Source organism: Nocardioides exalbidus (assembly GCF_900105585.1).
GTDB lineage: Bacteria > Actinomycetota > Actinomycetes > Propionibacteriales > Nocardioidaceae > Nocardioides > Nocardioides exalbidus.
This window is the reverse complement of record NZ_FNRT01000002.1, coordinates 4332057-4355356: the sequence shown is the minus strand read 5'-3', so window position 1 is coordinate 4355356 and position 23300 is coordinate 4332057. Positions and strand designations below refer to the sequence as shown.

General features: G+C 71.4%; 27 protein-coding genes. 14 read left to right on the top strand and 13 right to left on the bottom strand.

The window, feature by feature from the left end:
- The first annotated feature begins 79 nt into the window (after positions 1-79).
- Positions 80-1717 carry a M4 family metallopeptidase gene (locus BLV76_RS21175; protein WP_090971887.1) on the top strand — a complete coding sequence of 546 codons (1638 nt, stop codon included), beginning with the start codon at positions 80-82 and terminating at the stop codon, positions 1715-1717.
- Between the two features lie 47 nt (positions 1718-1764).
- On the opposite strand, the gene BLV76_RS21170 is transcribed toward BLV76_RS21175, so the two are convergent.
- From BLV76_RS21170 to BLV76_RS21150, 5 genes are all read right to left on the bottom strand, one after another.
- Complete coding sequence (locus BLV76_RS21170; protein WP_090971885.1) at positions 1765-2070, bottom strand: AzlD domain-containing protein; 306 nt, start codon at positions 2068-2070, stop codon at positions 1765-1767.
- A complete protein-coding gene (locus BLV76_RS21165) occupies positions 2070-2798 on the bottom strand; it encodes an AzlC family ABC transporter permease (RefSeq protein WP_090971883.1) in 729 nt (242 codons plus the stop codon). Before BLV76_RS21165 ends, BLV76_RS21170 begins: the two co-directional genes overlap by 1 nt.
- Positions 2799-2864: 66 nt before the next feature.
- Positions 2865-3059, bottom strand: a complete 195-nt coding sequence (locus BLV76_RS21160; protein WP_090971881.1) for a hypothetical protein — start codon at positions 3057-3059, stop codon at positions 2865-2867.
- 136 nt (positions 3060-3195) lie between these two features.
- Positions 3196-3756 (bottom strand): GNAT family N-acetyltransferase, encoded by a 561-nt coding sequence (locus BLV76_RS21155; protein WP_090971879.1) that lies wholly within the window; start codon positions 3754-3756, stop codon positions 3196-3198.
- Positions 3753-4349, bottom strand: a complete 597-nt coding sequence (locus BLV76_RS21150) for a DUF3043 domain-containing protein (RefSeq protein ID WP_245734827.1) — start codon at positions 4347-4349, stop codon at positions 3753-3755. The genes BLV76_RS21155 and BLV76_RS21150 overlap by 4 nt, the downstream gene beginning before the upstream one ends.
- A 147-nt stretch (positions 4350-4496) precedes the next feature.
- Here BLV76_RS21150 and BLV76_RS21145 point away from each other — a divergent pair, with 147 nt between their 5' ends.
- From BLV76_RS21145 to BLV76_RS21125, 5 genes are read left to right on the top strand one after another with little or no spacing between them, the layout of a single operon-like run.
- A complete protein-coding gene (locus BLV76_RS21145; RefSeq protein ID WP_217630417.1) occupies positions 4497-5294 on the top strand; it encodes a PspA/IM30 family protein in 798 nt (265 codons plus the stop codon).
- Positions 5291-5569: a PspA-associated protein PspAA gene (gene pspAA / locus BLV76_RS21140; protein WP_090971874.1), complete on the top strand. Its 279-nt coding sequence runs from the start codon at positions 5291-5293 to the stop codon at positions 5567-5569. The genes BLV76_RS21145 and pspAA overlap by 4 nt, the downstream gene beginning before the upstream one ends.
- 10 nt (positions 5570-5579) lie before the next feature.
- A complete protein-coding gene (htpX, locus tag BLV76_RS21135; RefSeq protein ID WP_090971872.1) occupies positions 5580-6479 on the top strand; it encodes a zinc metalloprotease HtpX in 900 nt (299 codons plus the stop codon).
- 23 nt (positions 6480-6502) lie between these two features.
- A complete protein-coding gene (gene pspAB, locus BLV76_RS21130) occupies positions 6503-7075 on the top strand; it encodes a PspA-associated protein PspAB (protein WP_090971870.1) in 573 nt (190 codons plus the stop codon).
- On the top strand, positions 7072-8265 hold the full coding sequence (locus tag BLV76_RS21125; protein ID WP_090971868.1) for a GAF domain-containing sensor histidine kinase: 1194 nt from the start codon (positions 7072-7074) through the stop codon (positions 8263-8265). Before pspAB ends, BLV76_RS21125 begins: the two co-directional genes overlap by 4 nt.
- A gap of 32 nt (positions 8266-8297) precedes the next feature.
- Here the strand turns inward: BLV76_RS21125 and BLV76_RS21120 are convergent, their stop codons facing one another.
- Both BLV76_RS21120 and nadA read right to left on the bottom strand, forming a co-directional pair.
- Positions 8298-9476 carry a winged helix DNA-binding domain-containing protein gene (locus BLV76_RS21120; protein ID WP_090971866.1) on the bottom strand — a complete coding sequence of 393 codons (1179 nt, stop codon included), beginning with the start codon at positions 9474-9476 and terminating at the stop codon, positions 8298-8300.
- Positions 9477-9486: 10 nt separating this feature from the next.
- Entirely contained in the window at positions 9487-10674 is a 1188-nt protein-coding gene (nadA, locus tag BLV76_RS21115) for a quinolinate synthase NadA (RefSeq protein ID WP_090971864.1), read from the bottom strand.
- A gap of 48 nt (positions 10675-10722) precedes the next feature.
- On the opposite strand from nadA, the gene BLV76_RS21110 reads away from it, so the two are divergent.
- Entirely contained in the window at positions 10723-11943 is a 1221-nt protein-coding gene (locus BLV76_RS21110; protein ID WP_139306657.1) for a glucose-1-phosphate adenylyltransferase family protein, read from the top strand.
- Between the two features lie 7 nt (positions 11944-11950).
- Here BLV76_RS21110 and BLV76_RS21105 read toward each other — a convergent pair whose 3' ends face one another.
- Positions 11951-12841, bottom strand: a complete 891-nt coding sequence (locus BLV76_RS21105; RefSeq protein ID WP_217630416.1) for a GNAT family N-acetyltransferase — start codon at positions 12839-12841, stop codon at positions 11951-11953.
- Complete coding sequence (locus tag BLV76_RS21100) at positions 12838-13257, bottom strand: SRPBCC family protein (protein WP_090971860.1); 420 nt, start codon at positions 13255-13257, stop codon at positions 12838-12840. Before BLV76_RS21100 ends, BLV76_RS21105 begins: the two co-directional genes overlap by 4 nt.
- 41 nt (positions 13258-13298) lie before the next feature.
- Between BLV76_RS21100 and BLV76_RS21095 the strand changes: the two genes are divergently transcribed.
- Positions 13299-14381 carry a glycerate kinase family protein gene (locus BLV76_RS21095; RefSeq protein WP_090971858.1) on the top strand — a complete coding sequence of 361 codons (1083 nt, stop codon included), beginning with the start codon at positions 13299-13301 and terminating at the stop codon, positions 14379-14381.
- Positions 14382-14485: 104 nt separating this feature from the next.
- Complete coding sequence (gene erpA, locus BLV76_RS21090) at positions 14486-14845, top strand: iron-sulfur cluster insertion protein ErpA (RefSeq protein ID WP_090971856.1); 360 nt, start codon at positions 14486-14488, stop codon at positions 14843-14845.
- Positions 14846-14902: 57 nt separating this feature from the next.
- Here the strand turns inward: erpA and BLV76_RS21085 are convergent, their stop codons facing one another.
- Positions 14903-15157 (bottom strand): hypothetical protein, encoded by a 255-nt coding sequence (locus tag BLV76_RS21085; RefSeq protein ID WP_090971854.1) that lies wholly within the window; start codon positions 15155-15157, stop codon positions 14903-14905.
- Positions 15158-15221: 64 nt separating this feature from the next.
- On the opposite strand from BLV76_RS21085, the gene BLV76_RS21080 reads away from it, so the two are divergent.
- Positions 15222-16208 carry a carbohydrate kinase family protein gene (locus BLV76_RS21080; protein WP_090971852.1) on the top strand — a complete coding sequence of 329 codons (987 nt, stop codon included), beginning with the start codon at positions 15222-15224 and terminating at the stop codon, positions 16206-16208.
- Positions 16209-16228: 20 nt separating this feature from the next.
- On the opposite strand, the gene BLV76_RS21075 is transcribed toward BLV76_RS21080, so the two are convergent.
- Complete coding sequence (locus tag BLV76_RS21075; protein WP_245734825.1) at positions 16229-16462, bottom strand: sulfurtransferase TusA family protein; 234 nt, start codon at positions 16460-16462, stop codon at positions 16229-16231.
- A complete protein-coding gene (locus BLV76_RS21070) occupies positions 16459-17586 on the bottom strand; it encodes a cysteine desulfurase family protein (protein WP_090971850.1) in 1128 nt (375 codons plus the stop codon). Before BLV76_RS21070 ends, BLV76_RS21075 begins: the two co-directional genes overlap by 4 nt.
- 181 nt (positions 17587-17767) lie before the next feature.
- Between BLV76_RS21070 and ctaC the strand changes: the two genes are divergently transcribed.
- The 4 genes from ctaC (at position 17768) to BLV76_RS21050 (ending at position 22185) form a co-directional block, all read left to right on the top strand.
- Positions 17768-18667, top strand: a complete 900-nt coding sequence (gene ctaC / locus BLV76_RS21065) for an aa3-type cytochrome oxidase subunit II (protein WP_245734823.1) — start codon at positions 17768-17770, stop codon at positions 18665-18667.
- Positions 18664-20448: an aa3-type cytochrome oxidase subunit I gene (ctaD, locus tag BLV76_RS21060; protein ID WP_090971849.1), complete on the top strand. Its 1785-nt coding sequence runs from the start codon at positions 18664-18666 to the stop codon at positions 20446-20448. Before ctaC ends, ctaD begins: the two co-directional genes overlap by 4 nt.
- A complete protein-coding gene (locus BLV76_RS21055) occupies positions 20445-20843 on the top strand; it encodes a cytochrome c oxidase subunit 4 (RefSeq protein ID WP_090971847.1) in 399 nt (132 codons plus the stop codon). Before ctaD ends, BLV76_RS21055 begins: the two co-directional genes overlap by 4 nt.
- A 106-nt stretch (positions 20844-20949) precedes the next feature.
- Positions 20950-22185: a L,D-transpeptidase gene (locus tag BLV76_RS21050; protein ID WP_090971845.1), complete on the top strand. Its 1236-nt coding sequence runs from the start codon at positions 20950-20952 to the stop codon at positions 22183-22185.
- Positions 22186-22195: 10 nt separating this feature from the next.
- Here BLV76_RS21050 and BLV76_RS21045 read toward each other — a convergent pair whose 3' ends face one another.
- Positions 22196-23260 carry an acyltransferase family protein gene (locus tag BLV76_RS21045; RefSeq protein WP_175539775.1) on the bottom strand — a complete coding sequence of 355 codons (1065 nt, stop codon included), beginning with the start codon at positions 23258-23260 and terminating at the stop codon, positions 22196-22198.
- Positions 23261-23300 lie beyond the last annotated feature (40 nt).

The following is a 23300-nucleotide window of genomic DNA, read 5'->3' as shown; positions in this document are numbered from 1 at the left end:
CCCGGTCACCTGTCCTCGTTGAGGAGGTGACCGCCACGGTCCACTCGGGGACCGGGCACACTCTCGGGAGGGTTCCACCATGCGCAGAACCGCAGGTCTGGCCGCGTTCGCGGTCGCCACTGCCGCCGCAGCCGCACTGCCCCTGACGACCGCGTCCAGCGCCCAGGGCGCTCCGTCCGCCTCGTCCACCGCCTCGCCCGCCGCTGCGCGCACGGGCGTCGTGTCCGGCGCACTGACGTCGCTCCAGCGCCACCCCGGCGCCGCCCGCGCCACCGACGGCCAGGCGTTCGTCGCGACCGGCTCGATCACCGACGCCGACGGCAGCACCCACGTGCGCTTCGACCGCACGATCGACGGCCTCCGCGTCATCGGCGGCGACCTCGTCGTCCACCGCGACGCCGCCGACGCGTTCGCCGGCGTGAGCCAGACACTGGCCAGGCCGCTGACCCTCGGCACCGACGCATCGGTCGCCAAGGCCGCGGCCGCGCGCACGGTGCTCGCCCGCAACGCGCGCACCGCAGCCGTCCGCGGTGACGACGAGGCCGAGGCCACCGAGCTCGTGGTCGACGCGACCGGCGCGAAGCCGCGGCTGGCCTGGGAGGTGCTCACCGGCGGTATGCAGGCCGACGGCACGCCCTCGCGCCTCGCGACCTACATCGATGCGAGGACCGGCCTCGTGATCCGCAGCGAGCAGCAGATCGTCAACGTCGACGGCCACGGCGAGACGCTCTACAGCGGCGACGTGCCGCTGCAGGTGAGCGGGTCCGGGTCGTCCTACACGCTGAAGGACGACACGCGCGGCGGGACCTACACGACCGACATGAAGAACGCCGAGGACTCGATCCTGTGCCAGCTCCTCCAGATGGGCTGCTCGACCGGCACGACGGTCACCTCGGGGACGACCACGTTCGGCGACGGCACCAACGCCAACCGCGCCAGCGCCGCCGCGGACGCGCAGTACGGCTCCAACGAGACCTGGGACTACTTCCAGGACGCGCACGGCCGCGACGGCATCTGGGGTGACGGACGTGGGTCGTTCAACCGGGTCCACTACGGCAACGGCTACGTCAACGCCTTCTGGGACGGCAGCAAGATGACCTACGGCGACGGCGACGGCACGAACTACGGCCCGCTCGTCTCGCTCGACGTGGCCGGCCACGAGATGTCGCACGGCGTCACGGAGAACTCCGCCAACCTCACCTACTCCGGTGAGTCCGGCGGACTCAACGAGGCCACCTCCGACATCTTCGGCTCGATGGTCGAGTTCTACGCGGGCAACGCCAACGACCCGGGCGACTACCTGATCGGCGAGCAGTTCGACCTCCGGAACCACGAGGGCCTGCGCCGGATGGACCAGCCCTCGAGCGACGGCTCGTCGCTCGACTGCTGGAGCACCGGGGCCAAGGACGTCGACGTCCACTACTCCTCGGGCATCGGCAACCACTTCTTCTACCTGCTGGCCGAGGGCAGCGGCGGCAGGACGATCGGCGGCGTCGCCCACAGCTCGACGACCTGCAACGGCTCGTCGATCACCGGCATCGGCCGCGAGGCCGCCGGCGACATCTGGTACCGCGCGCTGACCGTCTACATGACGTCGAGCACCACCTACGCCGGCGCGCGCACCGCGACGCTCGACGCCGCCCGTGACTTCTACGGCCAGGGCAGCACCCAGTACGACACCGTGGCCGCCGCCTGGAGCGCGGTCTCGGTCGGCTGAGGAACGCCCCTCACCCAGGGGTTCCTCGCGGGGGTCGGGTGGGGGCGTCAGACGAGGCGGAACAGGGCCGCCACGACCGACGCCCCCACCACCACGACCAGGAAGGGTGCGCGCAGCAGCAGCGCCACGACGGCGAACCCGAGGCCCAGTGCCCGCGCGTCCAGCGTGAGCGCCGGGCCGTCGCCGTCCCCGGAGAAGACCTGCACCGCGACGAGGGCCGCCAGCAGGGCGACCGGGATCAGGTCGGCCACCCGCTCGACCGTCGGGTGGCTCAGCACCCGCTCCGGCAACGACATGCCGGCGAGCTTGAGCAGGTAGCACCCGGCGCACGCCAGGAGGACGGCGGTCCACATCAGCGGTGGCCTCCCGCCGCGTCGTCTCCGGGCACGTCGGTGGTGCCCTGCCGCCTCGCCAGCACGCCGACCAGCAGCGCGACGCAGCCCGCCGCGAGCACCGGCACCCCGGGCGCCGTGATCGGCACCATCGACAGTGCGACGGCCGCGGCGAGGAGGCCGACCACCACGTTGCGCCGGTCCTTCAACCGCGGCCAGAGCAGGGCGAGGAAGGCCGCACCGACCGCCGCGTCCAGGCCGTAGGTCCGCGGGTCGCCGACCGCCTCGCCGGCGATCGCCCCGATCGCGGTCGCGAGGTTCCAGAGCACGAAGACCGAGATGCCCGTGGTGAGGAAGCCGACGCGGGCACCCTCGGTGGTCGGACGGTTGACCGACATCGCGGTCGACTCGTCGATCAGGACGTGGGCGGCTGCGAACCGACGCCAGCCCCGCCACTTCAGCACGGGCGCCATCCGCAGGCCGTAGAGCGTGTTGCGGGTGCCGAGCAGGAGCGCGGTCGCGGCCCCCGACAGGGGAGCCCCACCCGCCGCGACGACGCCGGCGAGGGCGAACTGGCTCGCACCGGTGAACATCAGCAGCGAGAGGGCGCAGGTCTGCAGGACGCTCAGCCCGGACGCGACCGACACGGCTCCGAAGCCGATGCCGTAGGCCCCGGTCGCGACACCGACGGCCAGGCTGTCCCGGACGATCGAGGAGCGCTCGGCGGGGGAGAGGGCGGCGTCGGACACGCCCCGAGGCTAGGTCATCGCCACGGGTCCGCCGGGCCGGGTCTCACCTGCTCCGGCCGGGTCCGCTCACGGCAGGTGGCGGCGCACCCGGGAGGGCCGGACGCGGCGTTGGTGGAAGTCGTGGACCAGCACGAACGCGCCGGCCACGCCGGCCGCGCCACCGGCCAGCAGCCCGACCCGGACGTTGAGCGGGAGCTCCGGGACGGCCCCGAACCAGAAGCCGATGCCGATGCCGACCACGAGCGCGGCGAGGACGAGCACGAACCGGTGAAGCGTGGGAAGCGGACCTAGCATGTGGACCCCCGGTGCGGACCGGCCGAGCGGCCGGACCTCCATAGTGACTCCGGTCACGCGAATTGCAAGCAGCCCCAGGGGTGGGTTTCACCCATTCTGGGCGTCAGCCGATGGCGGTGTGGAGCCGGACCTGCTTGACCCGGGTCGCGCCGGAGCCGTCGAGGTCGAGCTCGCGGTGGGCCGTGTCGGGAGCCCAGCCGGCCTCGGTGAGGAAGGCCCGCAGAGCGTCGTCGCCGGCGTTGATCCAGCTGACGGCACGCGTGAAGCGGTCGGCGGCGAGGGTGTCGACCGCCGCCTGGAGGAGCCGCGAGCCGTGTCCCTTGGCCCGCTCGCCGGGGTCGAGGGTCATCTCGGCCAGCTCGCCGTCGGCGACCGGGTCGCAGTCGGGGTCGGCGGCGGGGGAGGTGAGGGCGAACCCAACCACGCGGTTGCGCTCGAGGGCGACCAGCACCCGGTTGCGCGCGTCAGCGGGTCGGGCCAGCAGCTGGCGCCACTGCGCGGCCACCACCTCGACGTCGCTCGGGAGCACGCCCGCGGGCAGCAGGTCGGCGTACATCTCCGGCCAGGCGCGCCCCTGGACCGCGGCGATCGCCTCCGCGTCGTCGGCCCACGCGATGCGCACCGACACGTCGGCGGACGGACCGCCGGAGTGCGAGTGGGTCATCGATAGGTCTCGGGGAGCTTCTCGCCGATCTTGACCTGGGGCTTGGGCAGGCGCAGGAACTTCATCTGGAGCGAACGCATCGCGGCGTAGCGCGTCGGGCCCTTGATCTTCTCGCCGGGGAAGCGGCGAGCGAGCTCGCGACCCAGCCGGAACCGGAGCATGACGATGTCGAAGATGATGACCAGGATCGTGGTGAACATCAGCGTGGTGCCGAGCTGTCGGGCGCCGGGCGAGTTCATGTAGCCGAGGATCATCGACACGATCAGCAGCGGCACCATCAGCTCGATGAACGAGAAGCGCGCGTCGACGAAGTCGCGGATGAAGCGACGGGCCGGACCGCGGTCGCGCGCGGGGAGGTAGCGGTCGTCGCCGGTCTTCATCGCCTCGCGCATCCGGCGTGAGGTGTCGCCGCGCGCCGAGCGCTGGGCGGCGGCCTGCTCCTTGCGGGTGCGCGGCACCTTGGCACGGGCCCGGGCAGCTGCCTCGGCCTCCTTGCGCGACGGCGTGGGACGACCCTTGCCGCCCACCTTGTCGGTGACGGTCTCGGTCTGCGGCTCGGAGCTGGTACGACGGAACACGGGTGCTGCCCTCACGTGGATCGGATGCTGGCGCCAGCCTATCGCCGTACGCAGGCGCACAGGGGACGCCCTACCTCCCGCTTGGCTTTGGTTCTAGGGTGAGGGGACAGCCAGACGTCACGAGCCTGACCCCGAACTGACCCAGAGAGGGTTCACACCCAGATGAGCCTCATGCAGCGCATCAGCCTGATCTTCCGCTCCAAGGCCAACAAGGCCCTGGACAGGGCGGAGGACCCCCGCGAGACCCTGGACTACAGCTACCAGCGGCAGCTCGAGCTCCTCTCCAAGGTCCGGCGCGGCGTGGCCGACGTCGCCACCAGCCGCAAGCGCGTCGAGCTGCAGGTCAACCAGCTCGAGCAGCAGGCCGCCAAGCTCCAGGGGCAGGCCGAGAAGGCGATCGGCGCCGGCCGCGAGGACCTGGCGCGCGAGGCGCTGACCCGCAAGTCCGGCCTGGCCTCGCAGATCACCAACCTCAAGGAGCAGCAGGCCGCGCTGCAGGGCGAGGAGGACAAGCTCGTCCTCGCGCAGCAGCGGCTGCAGGCCAAGGTCGAGGCCTTCCGCACCCGCAAGGAGACCATCAAGGCCACCTACACCGCGGCCGAGGCGCAGACGCGCATCGGCGAGGCGATGTCGGGCATCGGCGAGGAGATGGGCGACGTCGGGCTCGCGATCCAGCGTGCCGAGGACAAGACGGCGCAGATGCAGGCACGCGGCGCGGCGATCGACGAGCTGATCGCCTCCGGTGCCCTCGACGACGCCTCCTCGCTCAACGCCGGCGACGACATCTCCCGCGAGCTCGACGCGCTGAGCTCCGGCTCCGACGTCGAGGCCGAGCTGGCCCGGCTCAAGGGTCTCAGCGCCCCGCAGTCCGCCCCGGCCATCGAGGCCGGCGGCGACATCCTGGAGGAGTCGGACGAGGTGGCTGTGAAGCGTGAGGTCAACGAGGGCGGCCAGGCATGATCGTCCGGATCCTCGGCGAGGGTCAGTACGACCTCGACGACCACGCGCTCGACGCGCTCAACGGCCTCGACAACCAGATCGAGCAGGCCATCGAGTCGGGTGACGAGGCGATGTTCCGCACCGCGCTCCAGGGGCTGCTGGCCGGCGTGCGGGCGAGCGGGACGCACCACGACCCCGACTCGCTCGACGAGTCCGACCTGATCCTCCCGCCCCCGGACGCCACGATCGACGAGGTCCGCGAGCTCTTGGGCGACGACGGCCTCATCCCCGGCTGACGCCGCCCGGATGGCCACTTCTCGCTTCATCAAGGACGGCGGGCTCACTGCCCGGATGACCCTGACCATGTTCCTGCTCGGCGGCCTCTACGTCGCGTTGGTAGCAGTGGTGCTCCTCTACGTCCGGAGCCTCGGTGGTGCCGTCGTGGTCGCCCTCGTTGCGATCGGCATCGCCTTCTGGCAGTGGTGGAGCTCGGACAAGGTCGCCATGCGCGCGATGCGTGCTCGTGAGGTGACGCCGCAGGAGGCCCCCGAGCTGCACGGGATGATCGACCGGCTCTGCGCCCTGGCCGACATGCCGAAGCCGCGCGTCGGCGTCTCCGACATGGCGATCGCCAACGCGTTCGCCACCGGTCGCTCACCGGACCGGTCGGTGGTGTGCGTGACCACCGGCATCCTCCGCACCCTCGACGCCGAGGAGCTCGAGGCCGTGCTGGCCCACGAGCTGAGCCACGTGGCCCACCGCGACGTCCTGGTCATGACCGTCGCCTCGTCCGCCGGGATCGCGGCCGGCCTGCTCATGCGGTTCGCGCAGTTCGGCGGGATGGGCCGCTCGCGCAACAACAACGCCCTGCCGGCCGTGCTCGTCGCGCTCCTCGTCAGCCTGGTGGTGTACGCCGTCAGCTTCCTGCTGCTGCGCCTGCTCTCGCGCTACCGCGAGCTGAGCGCCGACCGCGCCGGGGCGTACCTCACGATGAAGCCGGCCGCGCTCGCCTCCGCCCTGCAGAAGATCAGCGGCGAGGCGGCCGCCACGCCGACCCGCGACCTCCGCTCCGCGAGCGCCCTGTGCATCGTCCCCGCCCTGCGCGGTGGCGGCCTGAGCGGCCTGATGGCCACCCACCCGCCCCTGCAGCAGCGGCTCGAGCAGCTCGCCCGCATCCAGGCCGAGCTGAGCCGGCCGACAGGCTGAGCCGGGACTGCGACGGGACTCTGATGGGACTCTGGGAGACGGTGCGGGCGCGCGCGAAGCCGAAGCGCAACGACCTCGACGCGCTCTTCCTCGTGCCCAGCGCGGCCGTCACGCTCCAGACCGCGCTCGGCTTCGAGCCCACCGGCACCGGCTCCGTGTGCTACCGCTCGGCCGCGGGGGCCGCCTTCGCCCAGACCCAGCAGGACGTCGTCGCGCTCATCGGGGAGGCCGACGGGGCGCCGCCGGTCACCGTGACCCGCGACGACTTCGGGTTCACCTGGCTCGTCGTCGACGGTGACCCCGCTGACACGTCCGGCCTGTGCACCGACCTCCACGCCGTCAACACGACGCTGGAGCTCAACGGGTTCGACAGCGGGCTGCTCTGCTCGATGGTGCCGTTCGCCAACGCGGCCGGGCAGAGGTTCGGCCTCACCTACCTCTACAAGCAGGGGACGTTCTACCCGTTCGCGCCCACCGGCGATCAGGTCCGTGACACCCTGTTGGAGTTGTCGGTTCGCGACGTTCTCGGACAGGAGCTCCCCATGGAACCCGATCTCCAACGCTGGCTCGCGGTCTGGAAGGCACCGGGCCTGTGAGCAGCGAGGGATCCGCCGGTGGTGGAGCGCGTCGTCGCGACCGCGCCATCGCGGCGTACGACGTCCTCGACGGCCCGCCGCGCCGCGAGCTCGACTCGCTCGTGCAGCTCGCCGCGCAGGTCGCCGGGGTCCCGTTCGCCGCGGTCAACCTGCTGAGCTCGCACTCCCAGCACCAGGTGGCCACCACGGGCTTCGAGGCCAGCGAGTCGCCGGTCGACCACTCGATGTGCCGCCTGGTCGTCGAGAGCGGACAGCCGATCATGCTCGAGAACGCCGGCGACGACGTGCGCTTCTCCGACAACCCGTGGACGACGGGTGAGATGGCCGACGTGAAGTACTACGGCTCCCACCCGCTGACGACGCCGGAGGGGGTCACGATCGGCACGCTCTGCGTCTTCGACGACGTGTCCCACGAGGTGACGCCGGAGGCGGCGCGCGGGCTCGCGCAGCTGGCGGACCGCGTGGTCGACGTGCTCGAGCTCGAGCTGGCGTCGCGGCGGCTCGGCGAGGTCAACGACCGGCTCAGCACCTCCAACGACCGGCTGGCGCACTTCGCCGGACAGGTGAGCCACGACCTGAAGAACCCGCTCACGTCCGTGTCGCTGTCCCTGGAGTCGCTCGAGCTCGAGGTCACCGACGATTTCCAGGTCGACACCGTCGCCCGGGCCCGCCGTGGCGTGGACCGGATGAACGGGCTGATCAACAACCTGCTCGAGTTCGCCCAGCAGGGCCAGGCGCCCGGCGACGACGTGGTCGACCTGGACGTCGAGCTCGCCGCCGCGCTCGACGACCTGGCCGGCCGGGTCTCGCGCGACCGGGTGACGGTCGGGTCCCTGCCCCTCGCCCAGGGCGACGCCTCGCAGCTGCGCTCGGTGCTGATGAACCTGATCGACAACGCCGCCAAGTTCACCGTCGACGGCGAGGACCCCGAGATCGAGGTCGACGCGCGCGTGGGCGACAACCTCAACCGGATCGAGGTCCGCGACCGCGGCCGCGGCATCCCGCCGGAGAAGCAGGAGCGCGTGTTCGCCCCGCTCGCCCGCCTCGACAAGACCGTGGAGGGCTCGGGGATCGGCCTGGCGACCTGCCGCCGGATCGTCGAGGCGCACGGCGGCTCGATGGGCGTCGAGGCGCGCGACGGCGGCGGGACGACGTTCTGGTTCGTGCTGCCGGCCGTCGACGAGCCCTGAGCCCTCGCCTGCGGTGCAGCAGGACGATCGACCTAGGGCAGCCTCGCCTGCTTCATCTGGCGCGACGCGTAGACGTTGCCGATCACGGTGCCGCCCAGCCAGGCGGTGAGCCGCTCGGCCTCGCGATCGAGCGCCTCGCGCCCGGCCGCGCCGACGTCCTCGAGGAGGGACAGCCGGACGACGCCGGCGTCGTCCTGCACCCAGCAGCCGACGACCCGGCCGTCCCACCAGGCGGTGGTGCCGGCGTTGCCGTTGGTGTCGAAGAGGTACGGCACGTGGGCGGGGTCGAGGTAGAAGTCGCGCTGCTTCCAGCCCATGACCGTCGGGTCGAGGGTCGGCAGGAGCGCAGCCCACGGCTCGAGCGGCCCGACGTCGGTGTCGTCGGGCAGCACCCAGCCGGTGTCCCCGCTGTCCAGCGCGACCTCGACCGCCCCGACGTCGGCCAGCGCGCGGGTCACGGCCGTCTTGGTCGAGCCGAGCCACCACTGCACGTCGACGGCCGTGCCGGGTCCGAAGGTGCCGAGCCAGCGGCGGACGAGCTCGGCGTAGCCGGCGGCCTCGTCGAGGGGCTCCGGGACCTGGGCCAGCCAGTCCTCGGCCCGCGTCCAGGTCGGCTTGTTCAACCTCCAGTGACCGGAGTTGTGGGCGCGCAGGGTGGCGCCCTCGAGCCCGAGGTGGGTGAGCACCCACGGCGCCACGGACACGGGGCGGTCCCACTTCTTGTCGGTGTCGCCCCCGATCATCCCGGCGAGCTCGGGGACCTCGGCGCGCAGCTGGGCGGTGGTCGCCGGGCCGCCCGCCAGCCGGGCGAGCACGGCGGCCCGCGCGGCGTCGAGCCAGGCCTCGCCGTCGTCGGCGATCCCGGCCCCGGCGATGGCCTTCGCGATCCGCTTGCGCTCGGCTGTCGCGACCCGCGCCGACGCGCTGCCCCAGGCGGCGGGGAGCAGGTCGAGGGGGAAGACGAAGAGGGTCCGTCGCATCGCGAGCTGTCGGACGAGGGAGCGTGACTCGTAGAGCTCGGCATCGATGTCGTCGGCCGTGACCCCCTCGGTGCGTGCCGCGACCGCGAGGTGCACCGAGGCGTACTCCGTCGAGTGCAGCACGGTCAGCGCGCGGGTGACCGCCTCGGCCGAGCCCAGCCGGTGACCCGGCGCCAGCGCGTGGCGTACGCCGATGCGGTGCCGGCGCTCGGCGTCACTGATGCTGCGCACGGCGTGACCCTCAGTCGCGATGGGACTTGCCGGGCAGGTCGAGCATCCGCTGGAGCGCCACCAGCGCGTCGGCCTCGGTCTCGGGGTCGACGGTGATCTGGTTGACGACCTCGCCGGCGACGAGGTTCTCCAGCGCCCAGACCAGGTGGGGCAGGTCGATGCGGTTCATCGTCGAGCAGTAGCAGACGTTGCGGTCGAGGAAGACGATCGTCTTGTCGGGGTGGGCGTCCGCGAGGCGCTTGACGAGGTTGAGCTCGGTGCCGACGGCCCAGACGGAGCCCGGCTCGGCAGCCTCAATCGTCTTGATGATGAACTCCGTCGAGCCGACCAGGTCGGCCTTGAGCACGACCTCGTGCTTGCACTCGGGGTGGACGAGCACGTGGATGCCGGGGTGCTTGCTGCGCAGCTCGTCGACGACGTCCTCGGAGAACCGGCCGTGGACCGAGCAGTGGCCCTTCCACAGGATCATCCGTGCCTTCTGGAGCTCCTCGGCGCTGAGGCCGCCGCCGGGCTGCAGCGGGTCCCACACGACGCACTCGTCGAGGGCGATGCCCATCTCGAGGACGGCCGTGTTGCGGCCGAGGTGCTGGTCGGGGAGGAAGAGGATCTTGGCGTCGCCCCCGGGCTTCTGCGAGAAGGCCCAGTCGAGGGCGACGTCGGCGTTGGAAGAGGTGCAGACCACACCGCCGTTGCGGCCGCAGAAGGCCTTGATGTCGGCGGAGGAGTTCATGTAGGTCACCGGGACGACCGAGTCCTGGATGCCGGCGTCGGCCATCGCGTCCCAGGCGTCCTCCACCTGGCGCAGCCGGGCCATGTCGGCCATCGAGCAACCCGCCGCCAGGTCGGGCAGCACGACCTTCTGGTCGGGCGAGGTGAGGATGTCGGCCGACTCGGCCATGAAGTGGACGCCGCAGAAGACGATGAACTCGGCGTCGGGCCGCGCGGCCGCGTCACGCGCGAGCTTGAACGAGTCACCGGTGACGTCGGCGAACTGGATCACCTCGTCGCGCTGGTAGTGGTGGCCGAGCACGAAGACCCGCTCGCCGAGCGCCTCCTTGGCGGCGCGCGCACGCGCCACGAGGTCGGGGTCGGACGCCGCCGGGAGGTCGCCGGGGCACTCGACGCCACGCTCGGCATCGAGGTCGCGGCCCTTGCCGAGGGGGAGGAGCGGCAGGTCGATGGTGCTCACGGTTCCCATCCTAGGAGGCGGCCTCGACGGCGAGCACGCCGTGGGAGGGTGACGGACATGCCCCGACGTGGAGAAGTCCTGGCCCTGGTGCAGGCGGGCGGTCAGGGATCGCGGATGGACGTGCTGACCCGCGAGCGGGCCAAGCCCGCCCTGCCCTACGGCGGTGTGCACCGGCTCGTCGACTTCGCGCTCTCCGCCCTCGTGCACGCCGACCTCGCCGACGTGTGGGTGTCGCTGGAGTACCAGGTGACGTCCCTCGACGACTACCTGTCGGGCGGCAGGCCGTGGAGCCTCGACCGCAACCGGGGTGGCTTCCGGCGGATCGTGCCGCAGACCGGCACCGGTCCGGCGACCGAGAGTGGCTTCGCCTTCGGCAACGGTGACCTGCTGCTGCGGATGTCGGCGGACATCGAGGCGTTCGGCGCCCCGACGCTCGTGGTCTGCAGCGCCGACCACGTCTTCAACACCGACCTCGCGCCGGTCATCGACGAGCACGTCGCCGCGGGCCGGACGGCGACGCTGCTGACGAGCGAGGTCACCAGGAAGGACGCGTCGGACAACGTGGTGGTCCTGGCCGACGGGCGCGGCACGGTCACCGGGGTCGAGCACAAGCCGTCACGCCCGTCGTCCGGCACGGTTGCCACCGAGATCTTCGTCTACGACACCGCGGCGCTGCTCGCCACCCTTCGCGACCTCCGCCGCGAGCTCGCCGGCAGCGACGACGGCGACAGCGGCATCGGCGACTTCGGCGAGCACCTCCTCCCGAGGCTGGTCGAGGGCGGGCAGGTCGCCGCGGTCCCGCTCACCGGCTACTGGCGCGACGTCGGCCAGCCGGGGCTCTACCTGCAGTCGCACCGCGACCTGCTCGCCGGCAGGGTCGACGTGTTCGACCACCCCGGTCGTCCCGTGATCTCGCACTGGCCCGACCGCCCCGCCGCACGCGTGCGCGCGTCCGGCGAGTGCCGCGACGCGGTGCTCTCACCGGGCGCGGACGTCGGGGGTCTCGTCGTCGGGAGCGTCCTCGGCCCCGGCGTCGTGGTGGAGAAGGGTGCCGAGGTCCACGACAGCGTCGTCATGGAGGACTGCGTGATCCGGGCGGGCGCGGTGGTGCGGACCGCGGTGCTCGACGAGGGGTGCGAGGTCGCACCGCGGGCGCGGGTGGGCGCGGAGTCCTCGCGACGGCTCGCGCACGACGACGACGTGACGCTGGTCGGCCGCGGGTCGCGGGTCGCCGGCGACGTGGCTCCCGGCGCGAGGCTGGAGCCCGGCAGCTCCTAGTCGCTGGTCAGAGGAGCGAGCCGTGGTGCAGGTAGGGCGCCGGTGGCTTCATATGCCGCACGCACAGGTAGCCGTTGGAGTAGATCGCCATCCGGGCCGCCAGGGAGACGTCGAGCGCCCACTGGTTGGCCGCGGTGATGTGCGGCACCGAGACCTGCGCACCCGGTGCCGACGAGGCCAGGGCCTCCCACATCAATGCGGCGGCCGTACGCCGGCTGGTGGCCGCGAGGAGTGCCGGCGCCCCATCGGCGTCGACGTAGGCGTAGCCCGAGCCGGTGGAGTGGTCGACCACCGCGAGGCGGAACTGGGCGAGCAGCAGCTCGTGGTCGCTGAGGTGGGCGGCGCCGCGGGTGCGGCGGTCGATCGAGTCGAGCAGGTCGACGTCGGCCGCGCTGCCCTCGCGCACCCGCTCGACGACGGGGAGCGCGGACCGGTCGACGACCCCGGTGACCGTCATCTGCGGGTGGAGGTCGAAGCCGGCCAGGCGGTACCGGCGTACGGCGCCGGGGTCGGCGCTGGCGGCGAACATCCCCCGCAGGCACCCGCGGCCGTGGTGCATCGCGGCCGCCATCAGCTGGGCGCCGATGCCCTGGCCCTGGTGGCCGGGCCGCACCGCGAACGAGGCCAGCACCCACATCAGCTCCCGCACGCGCGACACCGCGCCGCCGACGACCTCGCCGTCGACCTCGGCCACCCAGCAGCCGCCGGGGTCGGTCCGGAGCGCCGCGCGGGCACGGGTGATCCAGGCACCGTTGCGGTCAGCGGGTCGGCGTACGGGATCGGGCCAGGCGCGCTGGTAGGTGCGGGTGTCGACCTCGTAGTAGCTGGTCGCGGTGATCTCGGCGAAGGCCTCGAGGTCGTCCTCGCGCATCGGCCTGATGAGCGGGGGCGCGCTCACGAGACGTGCGCGGCGTAGCGGCGGAGCAGGTCGTCCCAGTGGGTGTACTTCTCGCGGAGCGCCTCGGTCTCCGCGTTCCAGCCGCTGTGCACCAGGCGCACGAGGGTGCTCCCGTCGCCGGTGTCGGTGAAACGCACGTCGAGGACGGTCGCCTCGTCCTCGGGGTGGCCGAGCCAGAACTCCTGCGTGTAGTGGCCGATGGGGTCCCACGACATCACCCGGCCCCAGACGTACTCCTCGTCGCCGTGCACCATCGCGACCGGACCGTTGGGGTCGATCGAGATCCCGGTGAAGGTCGCGGAGTCGGGGGTCAGGATCGGGTCCCACCACTCGCCCATCTGGGCGGTGAACCCGACGAACGCCGCCCTCGGGCTCCCCGGGACGACGATCTCGGCGACGACGGGATCAGTGCTCATGCGACCAGCATGCCGGACGGGGCCACTGCAAGGATGCAGCCATGCGCGTGCTGATCGCCCCGGACAAGTTCGCCGGCACCCTGACCGCGGTGCAGGCCGCCGAGGCGATCGCGACGGGGTGGCGGCGCCAGGCGCCCGACGACGAGCTCGACCTCGCACCGATGGCGGACGGCGGACCCGGCTTCGTCGACGTGCTGCACGCCGCGCTCGGCGGCTCGCTCGACGCGGTGACCGTCCGGGGGCCGCACGGCACGCCGGTGCCGGCGGTCGTGCTGCGGGTGGGGGAGACGGCCTACGTCGAGAGCGCGCAGGCCGCCGGTCTCCACCTGGTGTCCGGGTCGCCGGAGACCGCGTCGTCCTTCGGGGTCGGCGAGCTCGTGTCGGCTGCCGTGGACGGAGGGGCGCACACCGTCGTCGTCGGCCTGGGCGGGTCGGGTACGACGGATGGCGGCGCCGGCCTGCTCGCCGCCCTCGGGGCGACCTCCGACGGCGTGCTCGACGGAGGTGCCGCGGGTCTCGCGTCGGTCACGTCCGTGGACCTCGCCGCCGCTCGCTCGCGCCTGTCCGGCGTGGACCTCGTCGCGGCGAGCGACGTCGACAACCCGCTCACCGGCCTGTTCGGCGCCGCCAAGACCTTCGGCCCGCAGAAGGGCCTCGCCGAGGACCGCATCGCCGAGGTCGACGGCTGGCTCGAGTCCTTCGCGACCGCCACCGACCGGCGTACGTCGCTGGAGAAGGGCGCCGGAGCCGCCGGCGGGATCGGCTACGCGCTGCTCGTCCTCGGCGCCGCCCGGGAGCCGGGGATCGGCCTGGTGACGGACGCCGTGTCCCTCGCCGAGCGGGCGCGCGCCGCCGACCTGGTGGTCACCGGGGAGGGCGCCTTCGACTTCTCCAGCCGGGCCGGGAAGGTCCCCTACGGTGTCGCAGGCGTCGCCTCCGAGGCCCTCCGGCCCTGCATCGCCCTCGCCGGCCAGGTCCTCGTCGGCTCCCGGGAGATGCGCGCGCTCGGCATCGAGTCGGCGTACTCCCTCGTCGAGCTCGTCGGCGAGGAACGCGCCCTCGGCGCTCCCGGCGACGCCCTCGCCGACCTCGCCCAGCGCGTCGCCCGCACCTGGTCGCGGTGAGCACGCCCGCCGTCCTGGGCCGGCCGCGCGGACGACCCGCGGGAATAACCCGGCGTGTGCGACCATTGAAGCCGGCAGTACCCCGAGACTCCTGGAGTGATGAGATGACCGAGCAGGTCGAGACCACTGAGCGCCGCACCGACCAGATCAACCTCTCCGCTGTCGCCGCCGGCAAGGTGAAGAGCCTCCTCGAGCAGGAGGGTCGCGACGATCTGGCCCTGCGCATCTCCGTGCAGCCGGGTGGCTGCTCCGGCCTGCGCTACCAGCTCTTCTTCGACGAGCGCACGCTCGACGGCGACGTCACCACCGACTTCGACGGCGTGACCGTGGTCGTCGACCGGATGAGCGTCCCCTACCTCAACGGTGCCGAGATCGACTTCGTCGACACCATCGAGAAGCAGGGCTTCACGATCGACAACCCCAACGCCACCGGTTCGTGCGCATGCGGTGATTCGTTCCACTGATCTGACCCAGACGTAGACGAAGGGCCCCAGCCATCGGCTGGGGCCCTTCGTCGTGCGTCAGTCGAGGTGCAGGTGCAGGGCGTTGGCGATCCGGGCGGCGGCATCGGAGATCCGGATCTCGCGCTTGCCGACCTCGGCCGGGTAGTCGTCGTACCGCAGGCTCGGGGGAGTGGCGACGGCGGCGCGCGCGGCCCGCTCGAGAGGACCCTCGAGCCCGAGGTTGCGTCCCGTCTCGCGCCCGTCGGCGGCCATCTCGGCAGGGGTGCCCAGCTCGTCGAAGACGAGGTACGAGGGGCGGCTGGAGGTCGTCATGGGCACGACGGTATTGGCTACCGCGGGGTATCCCGAGGCTTACCTGAGGGTAGTGTTTCGCCGCGTGTCCCTCCTCGTAGCCGGGTCCATCGCGACCGACCACCTGATGTCCTTCCCGGGCAAGTTCTCCGACAGCCTCGTCGTCGACCAGCTCGACAAGCTCTCGGTCTCCTTCCTCGTCGAGGACCTGGAGGTGCGCCGCGGTGGCTGCGCCGCCAACATCTGCTTCGGGCTCGGCAACCTGGGCCTGCGCCCGGTGCTCGTCGGCGCCGTCGGTGAGGACTTCGCGGAGTACCGCTCCTGGCTCGAGCGCCACAACGTCGACTGCGAATCGGTGCACGTGTCCGAGACGCGCCACACCGCGCGCTTCGTGTGCACCAACGACTCCGCGCACGCGCAGATCGCGAGCTTCTACGCCGGTGCGATGAGCGAGTCGCGCGAGATCGAGCTCAAGCCGATCGTCGACCGCGCCGGTGACCCGGACTACGTGCTCGTCGGCCCGGACGACCCGCAGGGCATGCTGCGCCACACCGAGGAGTGCCGCCAGCGCGGCTACAAGTTCCTCGCCGACCCCTCGCAGCAGCTCGCCTTCGGCGGCGGCGACCTGATCCGCCCGCTGATCGACGGCGCGGAGATCCTGTTCTCCAACGAGTACGAGGCCAGCCTCATCACGCAGAAGACCGGGTGGAGCCGCGACGAGGTGCTCTCGCGCGTCGGCACCTGGGTCGTCACGCTCGGCCCCGACGGCGTCCGCATCGACCGCGCCGGCGAGGAGTCGATCGTCGTCCGCGCCGTTCCGGAGATCGAGAAGGTCGAGCCCACCGGCGTCGGCGACGCGTTCCGCGCCGGCTTCCTCGCCGCCCTGACCTGGGGCCTGGGCCACGAGCGCGCCGCGCAGCTCGGCTGCCTGCTCGCGGTCTACGTCGTCGAGCAGGTCGGCACGCAGGAGTACGAGATCTCGCGCGCCGCGTTCCTCGCCCGCTGCGAGGCCACCTACGGCGCCGACGCCGTCGCCGACTTCGAGCCGCACCTCAAGACGATCCGTCCCTGACCGAGGGCTCGCCGGCGACGTCAGCCGAGTCGTCGCACCACGTAGCGCGGGGCGCCGTCGTCGGCGCTGTCCGCACCGGCGTACTCCTGCTGCTTCATCCGGCACCACGCAGGTACGTCGACCGCTGCCGCGGGGTCGTGCGCCACGACCGCCAGCAGGTCACCCACCGCGACCTCGGTGAGGTGCCGGGCCAGCTCGATGACGGGCATCGGGCACGGCAGGTCGCGGCAGTCCAGCTCGAGCGCGACCTTCACATCCCCACCCGCGCCCGGATCTCGGCCACGACGCCCGGCAGCGCGTCGCAGAACGCGTCGACGTCCGCGCGGGTCGTGTCGCGCTGGAGCGAGAGCCGGACGTTGCCGTGGGTCAGCACGCCCATCGCCTCGAGCACGGGGCTCGGCGTGAGGGTCGAGGCGGTGCAGGCGGAGCCGCTCGCGATGCCGAGGCCGCGCCGGTCGAGCTCGGTCACCAGCGCCTCGCCGTCGACGTAGAGGCAGGAGAACGTCACGAGGTGGGGGAGCCGGTGCACGGGGTCGCCGACGACCTCCACGTCGGGCACCTCCGCCGCCACCCGCTGTCGTACGACGTCCACGAGCGCGTGCTGGCGCGCGTTGACCTCGTCGCGCTCGGCCACCACCGCCTGGAGCGAGGCGGCCGCCGCGAGGACCGCGGGGACGTTCTCGAACCCGGTCGAGCGCTCGTCGACGCGGTCGTCGCCGGGGAAGGGGTTGCGCCACCGCGCACGCTTGCGCACGAGCAGGACGCCCACACCGGCCGGCCCGCCCCACTTGTGGGCCGATCCGGCCGCCGCGGCCCAGCCCGGGGGAAGGGGGAGACGGCCCATCGAGGCGCAGGCGTCGGTGAAGAGCGGGACGTCGTCGGGCAGCCCGACGTCACCGACGTCCTGGACGGTGCCGACCTCGTGGTTGGCGCTCTGGAGGGCGACGGCGGCGACGTCGGGGGCCGACGCGCCCTCGACCAGGTCGCCGACCCGGACGCGCCCGTCACCCGTGACGGAGACCTCGGCGGCGCGGGCACCCCACGCCACGGCGTGGCGCACGGCGGAGTGCTCGACGGCCGAGTGGACGACGACGTCGCCCCGGCGCGAGCCGCGCACCAGCCCGAGGAGCCCGAGGTGGACCGCGTGGGTGCCGCTCGGGGTGAAGGTGACCTCGTCCGGCCGCACGCCGAGCGCCTCGGCCGTGGCCTCGCGGGCGTTGTCGAGCAACAGCCGCGCCTCGCGTCCGCCGCGGTGCAGCCGGCGCGGGTCGGCGTACCCCCGGTCGAGGGCCGCGAGCAACACGTCACGGGCGGCGGGGTGCAGGGGCGTCGAGGACGCGCTGTCGAGGTCGCCGCGTCGCTCCGCCGGACCTGTCACAGGGGCAACTTATGCCACACACAGCCCGCGCCACGGCGGGCGGGGGAGGCTCGACGGGCCAGAACGGCCGACACCCGACCCTGCCCCGCACGACGCGGCTGGTTGGGGATAGTCTCTGTATGTCGAAAAGGACCTAGAGAGAGGCTCGTCCGTGGGTCTGCAAGTCCCCAACGTTTCAGGTGTGCGCGTCAGGCGCACCCTGAAGGTCGCGCTGCTGGGCGTGACGATGCTGGTGCTGGCCGGCTGCTCCGAGGCCGACCGGCACGAGATCCGCAACTGGGCGATGCCCGACCGCGCGAGCGCCCAGGGTCCCTACACCTACGAGCTGTGGAAGTGGGCCTGGGTCGCGGCCCTCATCACCGGTGTCATCGTCTGGGGCCTGATCTTCTACGCCGTGGTGAAGTTCCGCCGTCGCAGCGACGACGAGGTCCCGCGCCAGACGCGCTACAACCTCCCGCTCGAGGTCTTCTACACGATCGCGCCGGTCCTGATGTGCGTCGTGTTCTTCTTCCACACCGTGCGCGTCCAGGACGAGGTCCTCAAGATCGTCCCCGACCCCGACATGACCGTCGAGGTCATGGGCCAGCAGTGGTCGTGGACCTTCAACTACGGCGTCGGCGAGCAGGACACGTCGGCCACCGGCGAGCCGCCCCGCAACGGCGAGCCGGGCGACTTCGCCTACGACGGCTACGTCTACACGGGCGGCACCGGGCGCAACATCCCGACGCTGGTCCTCCCGGTCGACCAGACCATCCAGTTCAACCTCCACTCGCCCGACGTGATCCACGACTTCGGCGTCCCGGCCTTCCTCGTGAAGATGGACGTCATCCCCGGACGGGTCAACAAGCTCCAGGTGACCCCGACCGTCGAGGGTCTCTACAAGGGCAAGTGCTACGAGCTCTGCGGTGTCTCCCACTCGCGGATGCTCTTCAACGTCGAGGTCGTCAGCCAGGCCGAGTACGACGCCTACCTCGCCGACCTCGCCGAGGCGGGCAACACCGCCGAGGCCCCGGTCCTCGGGGGCAGCTACGTCAATGACCAGGCCGGTCTCGACACCGGCTCGGAAGGACAGAACGAGTGACTGCCACCGCCTCCCCCCAGGCTTCGGTGCAGCCGGAGCGCAAGCCGCTGGGCGAGCAGGTCGTCCGGATGCTCACGACGACCGACCACAAGCTCATCGGCAAGATGTACCTCACCGTCTCCTTCGGCTGGTTCCTCGCCGCGGGCCTGATGGCGATGCTGATCCGCGCGGAGCTGGCCTACCCCGGCATGCAGGTCGTCAACGACCAGCTCTACAACCAGCTCTTCACGATGCACGGCACGATCATGCTGCTGCTCTTCGCGACGCCGCTGTTCTTCGGCTTCGCCAACGTGATCATGCCGCTGCAGATCGGTGCCCCCGACGTCGCGTTCCCGCGGCTCAACATGTTCAGCTTCTGGCTGTTCCTCTTCGGCGGCCTGATCGCCGCCTCCGGCTTCCTGACGCCGCAGGGCGCGGCCGACTTCGGCTGGTTCGCCTACACGCCGCTGTCCGACGCGGTCCGCAGCCCCGGTGTCGGTGGCGACCTCTGGATCATGGGCCTCTGGATGGCCGGTCTCGGCTCGATCCTCGGTGGCGTCAACTTCATCACCACCATCATCTGCATGCGCGCGCCCGGCATGACGATGTTCCGGATGCCGATCTTCGTCTGGAACACGCTCATCACCTCGATGCTCGTGATCATGGTGTTCCCGATCCTCGCCGGTGCGCTGCTCTCGCTGGAGGCCGACCGCATCCTCGGGGCGCACGTGTTCGACCCGTCGCACGGCGGCCCGGTGCTGTGGCAGCACCTGTTCTGGTTCTTCGGCCACCCCGAGGTCTACATCATCGCCCTGCCGTTCTTCGGCATCATCTCCGAGATCCTCCCGGTCTTCAGCCGCAAGCCGATCTTCGGCTACGTCGGCCTGGTCGCGGCGACCCTCGGCATCGCGATGCTGTCCGTCGCCGTGTGGGCCCACCACATGTTCGTCACCGGCGCGGTCGACCTGCCGTTCTTCTCCGGCATGACGTTCCTCATCGCCGTGCCGACAGGCGTGAAGTTCTTCAACTGGATCGGCACGATGTGGGGCGGGAGCCTGTCCTTCGACACCCCGATGCTGTGGTCGGTCGGCTTCTTGACGACCTTCCTCTTCGGTGGCCTCACCGGTGTCATCCTGGCCAGCCCGCCGCTCGACTTCCACGTGTCCGACTCCTACTTCGTGGTCGCGCACTTCCACTACGTCGTGTTCGGCACCGTGGTCTTCGCGATGTTCGCCGGCTTCTACTTCTGGTGGCCGAAGATGACGGGCCGGATGCTCGACGAGCGCCTCGGCAAGGTCCACTTCTGGATCCTGTTCGTCGGCTTCCACACCACCTTCCTCGTGCAGCACTGGCTCGGCGTCGAGGGCATGCCCCGCCGCTACGCCGACTACCTGCCCGACGACGGGTTCACCACGCTCAACCAGATCTCGACCGTGGGGTCGTTCCTGCTCGGCGCCTCGATGCTGCCGTTCCTCTACAACGTCTACGTCTCCGCCAAGGGGCCGAAGGTGGAGGTCGACGACCCGTGGGGCTGGGGCCGCTCGCTCGAGTGGGCCACCAGCAGCCCGCCGCCGCGCCACAACTTCCACACCCTGCCTCGCATCCGCTCGGAGTCGCCGGCCTTCGACCTGCACCACCCCGAGATCGCGCTCATGGAGCTCGAGGACCACGACGCGGAGCGCGAGGGTGAGGTCGCCGACGCGCCCGATGTCGAGGGTCGCGAGGAGATGCTGCGCGAGCGGGCCGGGGAGTCCGCCGAGCCGACCACCGAGACCGACTCCGACGAGGGGGACAAGCGATGAAGGCCGAGGCCTGGATCTTCGGGGTGACCGCGCTGTTCGTGGCGGTCGTGACGCCGGCCTACTGGTTCCTCGCCGAGGACTGGACCGGCACGTCGGCCCTGGTCATGACGGCCCTGCTCTTCGGCATGGTCACCATGTACCTCGGCTTCCACGCCTCGAAGATGGACCCCCGTCCCGAGGACCGCAAGGACGGCGAGATCGCCGAGGGTGCCGGCGAGCTGGGCTTCTTCCCGCCCTACTCGTGGTGGCCGCTGTGGTGCGCCCTGGCGCTCGGCGTGATCGTCTACGGCGTCGCGCTGGCCGCCTGGTGGCTCGTCATCATCGGCTTCACGGTCGGTGCGGTCATGTCCTGCGGTTTCGTCTTCGAGTACTACCGCGGAGAGCACGCGCACTGACACACCCACGACGGCGCGCACGCGCCGACTTCGGATGGACCCGCCCGCGACGTACGCTGGGCGGGTTCTTCCGTTCTGCTGCACGTCTCACTGGGGGTCTCGCCGCATGCGCACTCGCGCGCTCCGTCCCACGCGCTCCGCACCGCGCCGTCGTACGGCGTCCGCGCTGGCGCTCGTCGCCCTCGCCGCGAGCCTGGCGGCGTGCACCAGCGGCGGCGGCAGCACCGACGGCCCGGACGGCCCCGGGAGCCGTCCGGGAGCCGAGGCCGCCTCCGACGCGCCCAAGCCGGAGCCCGTACGCCTCACCACCAGCTTCGCCGACCCGACCGCGGTCCCGATCGACGCGCCGGTCACCGTGACGGCGGCCGGCGGCACCCTGGACGGCGTCGAGATGACCTCCGCGTCGGGTGACGTCGCCGGGGAGGTGAGCGGGTCGGAGTGGACCGCGAGCTCGCTCCTCGAGCCCGGCACCGACTACACGATCACCGCGTCCGCGACCCGGTCCGACGGCCGCGCCGTCGAGCGCACGCGCACGTTCCACACCGTCGACCTGACGCTCGCCCAGCAGACCTTCCCCTCGATCGCGCCGCTCGACGGTGAGACGGTCGGCGTCGGCATGCCGGTCATCGTGACCTTCGACGTGCCGGTCACCGACCGGGCGCTGTTCGAGCAGCACATGCACGTCACCAGCACGCCGGCGCAGAAGGGCTCGTGGTACTGGCTCAACGACCGCGAGGCGCACTACCGGCCGGCCAGCTACTGGAAGGCCGGCACCGACGTCGCCGTCGACATCGACGTGAACAGCCTGCCCGCGGGCAACGGCGTGTTCGGCCAGGAGTCGCGCACGATCGACTTCCACGTCGGCGACGCCCACGTCTACAAGGTCAACGCCCAGACCCACCAGATGCAGGTCCTGTCCAACGGGAAGCTCCTGCGGACCATCCCGATCACCACCGGCAAGCCGGGCTTCACCACGCGCTCGGGGACCAAGGTGATCATCGAGAAGTTCGCCGAGAAGCGGATGAACTCCGAGACCGTCGGCATCGCCCGCGACAATCCCGAGGCCTACGACATCGACGACGTGCAGTGGGCCATGCGGGTGACCTACTCCGGGGAGTTCCTCCACGCCGCGCCGTGGTCGGTCTCCTCGCAGGGCTACGCCAACGTCTCCCACGGGTGCACCGGCATGTCCACCGCCGACGCCGGCTGGCTCTACGCCATGAGCCGTCGCGGCGACGTCGTGGAGTACACCGGCACCGATCGGCAGATGACCCTCACCAACGGCTACGGCGACTGGAACCTCTCGCCGAAGGACTGGAGGAAGGGCTCGGCCCTCTCCTGACCCCTGGCGCTCATTCCCGGCCGATGTGTCCGGCCAGCGGGCGCGGTGCCGAGCGAGGGCCGGGTGCCGGCTTCCCACGGAGCGCAGGGCGTTCGACGAGTAGCCACGATGCGAGGGCCAGCATCCATGCGGCGGGCGTGGCAAGAGCGGTGACGAGCAATGGCGACGTGTCGGTGCCCAGGAACTGCACGATCGACTGCTGGACTGGCCAGGCGTAGATGTACAGCCCGTATGATGCGTCACCCCAGCTGACCAGCCGCTGGCCGAACAATGGCAATGCAAAGGCGGCCCAGAATGCCAAATAGACCGCAGCGACCGTCCACACGGCGACGTGCACGGTGAGCAGGCCGGTCAACCCGCTGGCCAGACACGCAAGGACAGCGAGGGCGGCACCTGGGTGAGAGAGGCCGATACGGTCACGCCATGACCAGGCGCACGCACCGACTGCAAACGCTGCCACGGCGTTCCAGCCCCCGAAGAGCGGTGCTTCGGGCGCGACGAGGCACGCCCACACGATGGCCGTTGCGGCCACAGCGGTGACGATGCGTCGGCTCGAGAGTGCCTGTGTCATTCCCATGACCAGTAGGAGGCCGTAAGCGATCACTTCATATCTCAGTGTCCAGAGTGGACCGTTGACGTTGTAGGCGCGGGGGAGGTCGACGAACACGCCAGGCAACACGGCTCCGAAAGGCGTCATGAGCACGGTCCAGCACGGGTAGCTCCAGGTTTGCATCGACGAGAAATACTGCCTGAACGGTAGGTCCGTGACGAGCGGCCCGAGCACCAGCGCACATGTCACGGACACCACCACGAGGGCAGGCAGGATCCTTAGAGAACGCTTCCTCAAGAAGGCGACGGGCCGGGGATCCAGCTCCCAACTGCGTCGGATGAGGAGGCCACTGATCGCGAAGAAGATCAGGACCGCCGCGCTGCCCAAGGTCGTCCCCAGTTGATGGAACGGTTCCGCCACTCCGACGATGGTGAACGAGTGCGACACCAGCACGGCCCACGCCATGAACAGACGGATGACGTCAAAGTTGTTCGCGCCGTCGTCTAGGCGATCGCCCAGATTCACGCCCCTCATGCTGAGCCGATTGGTCCAGGGAGGACACTGT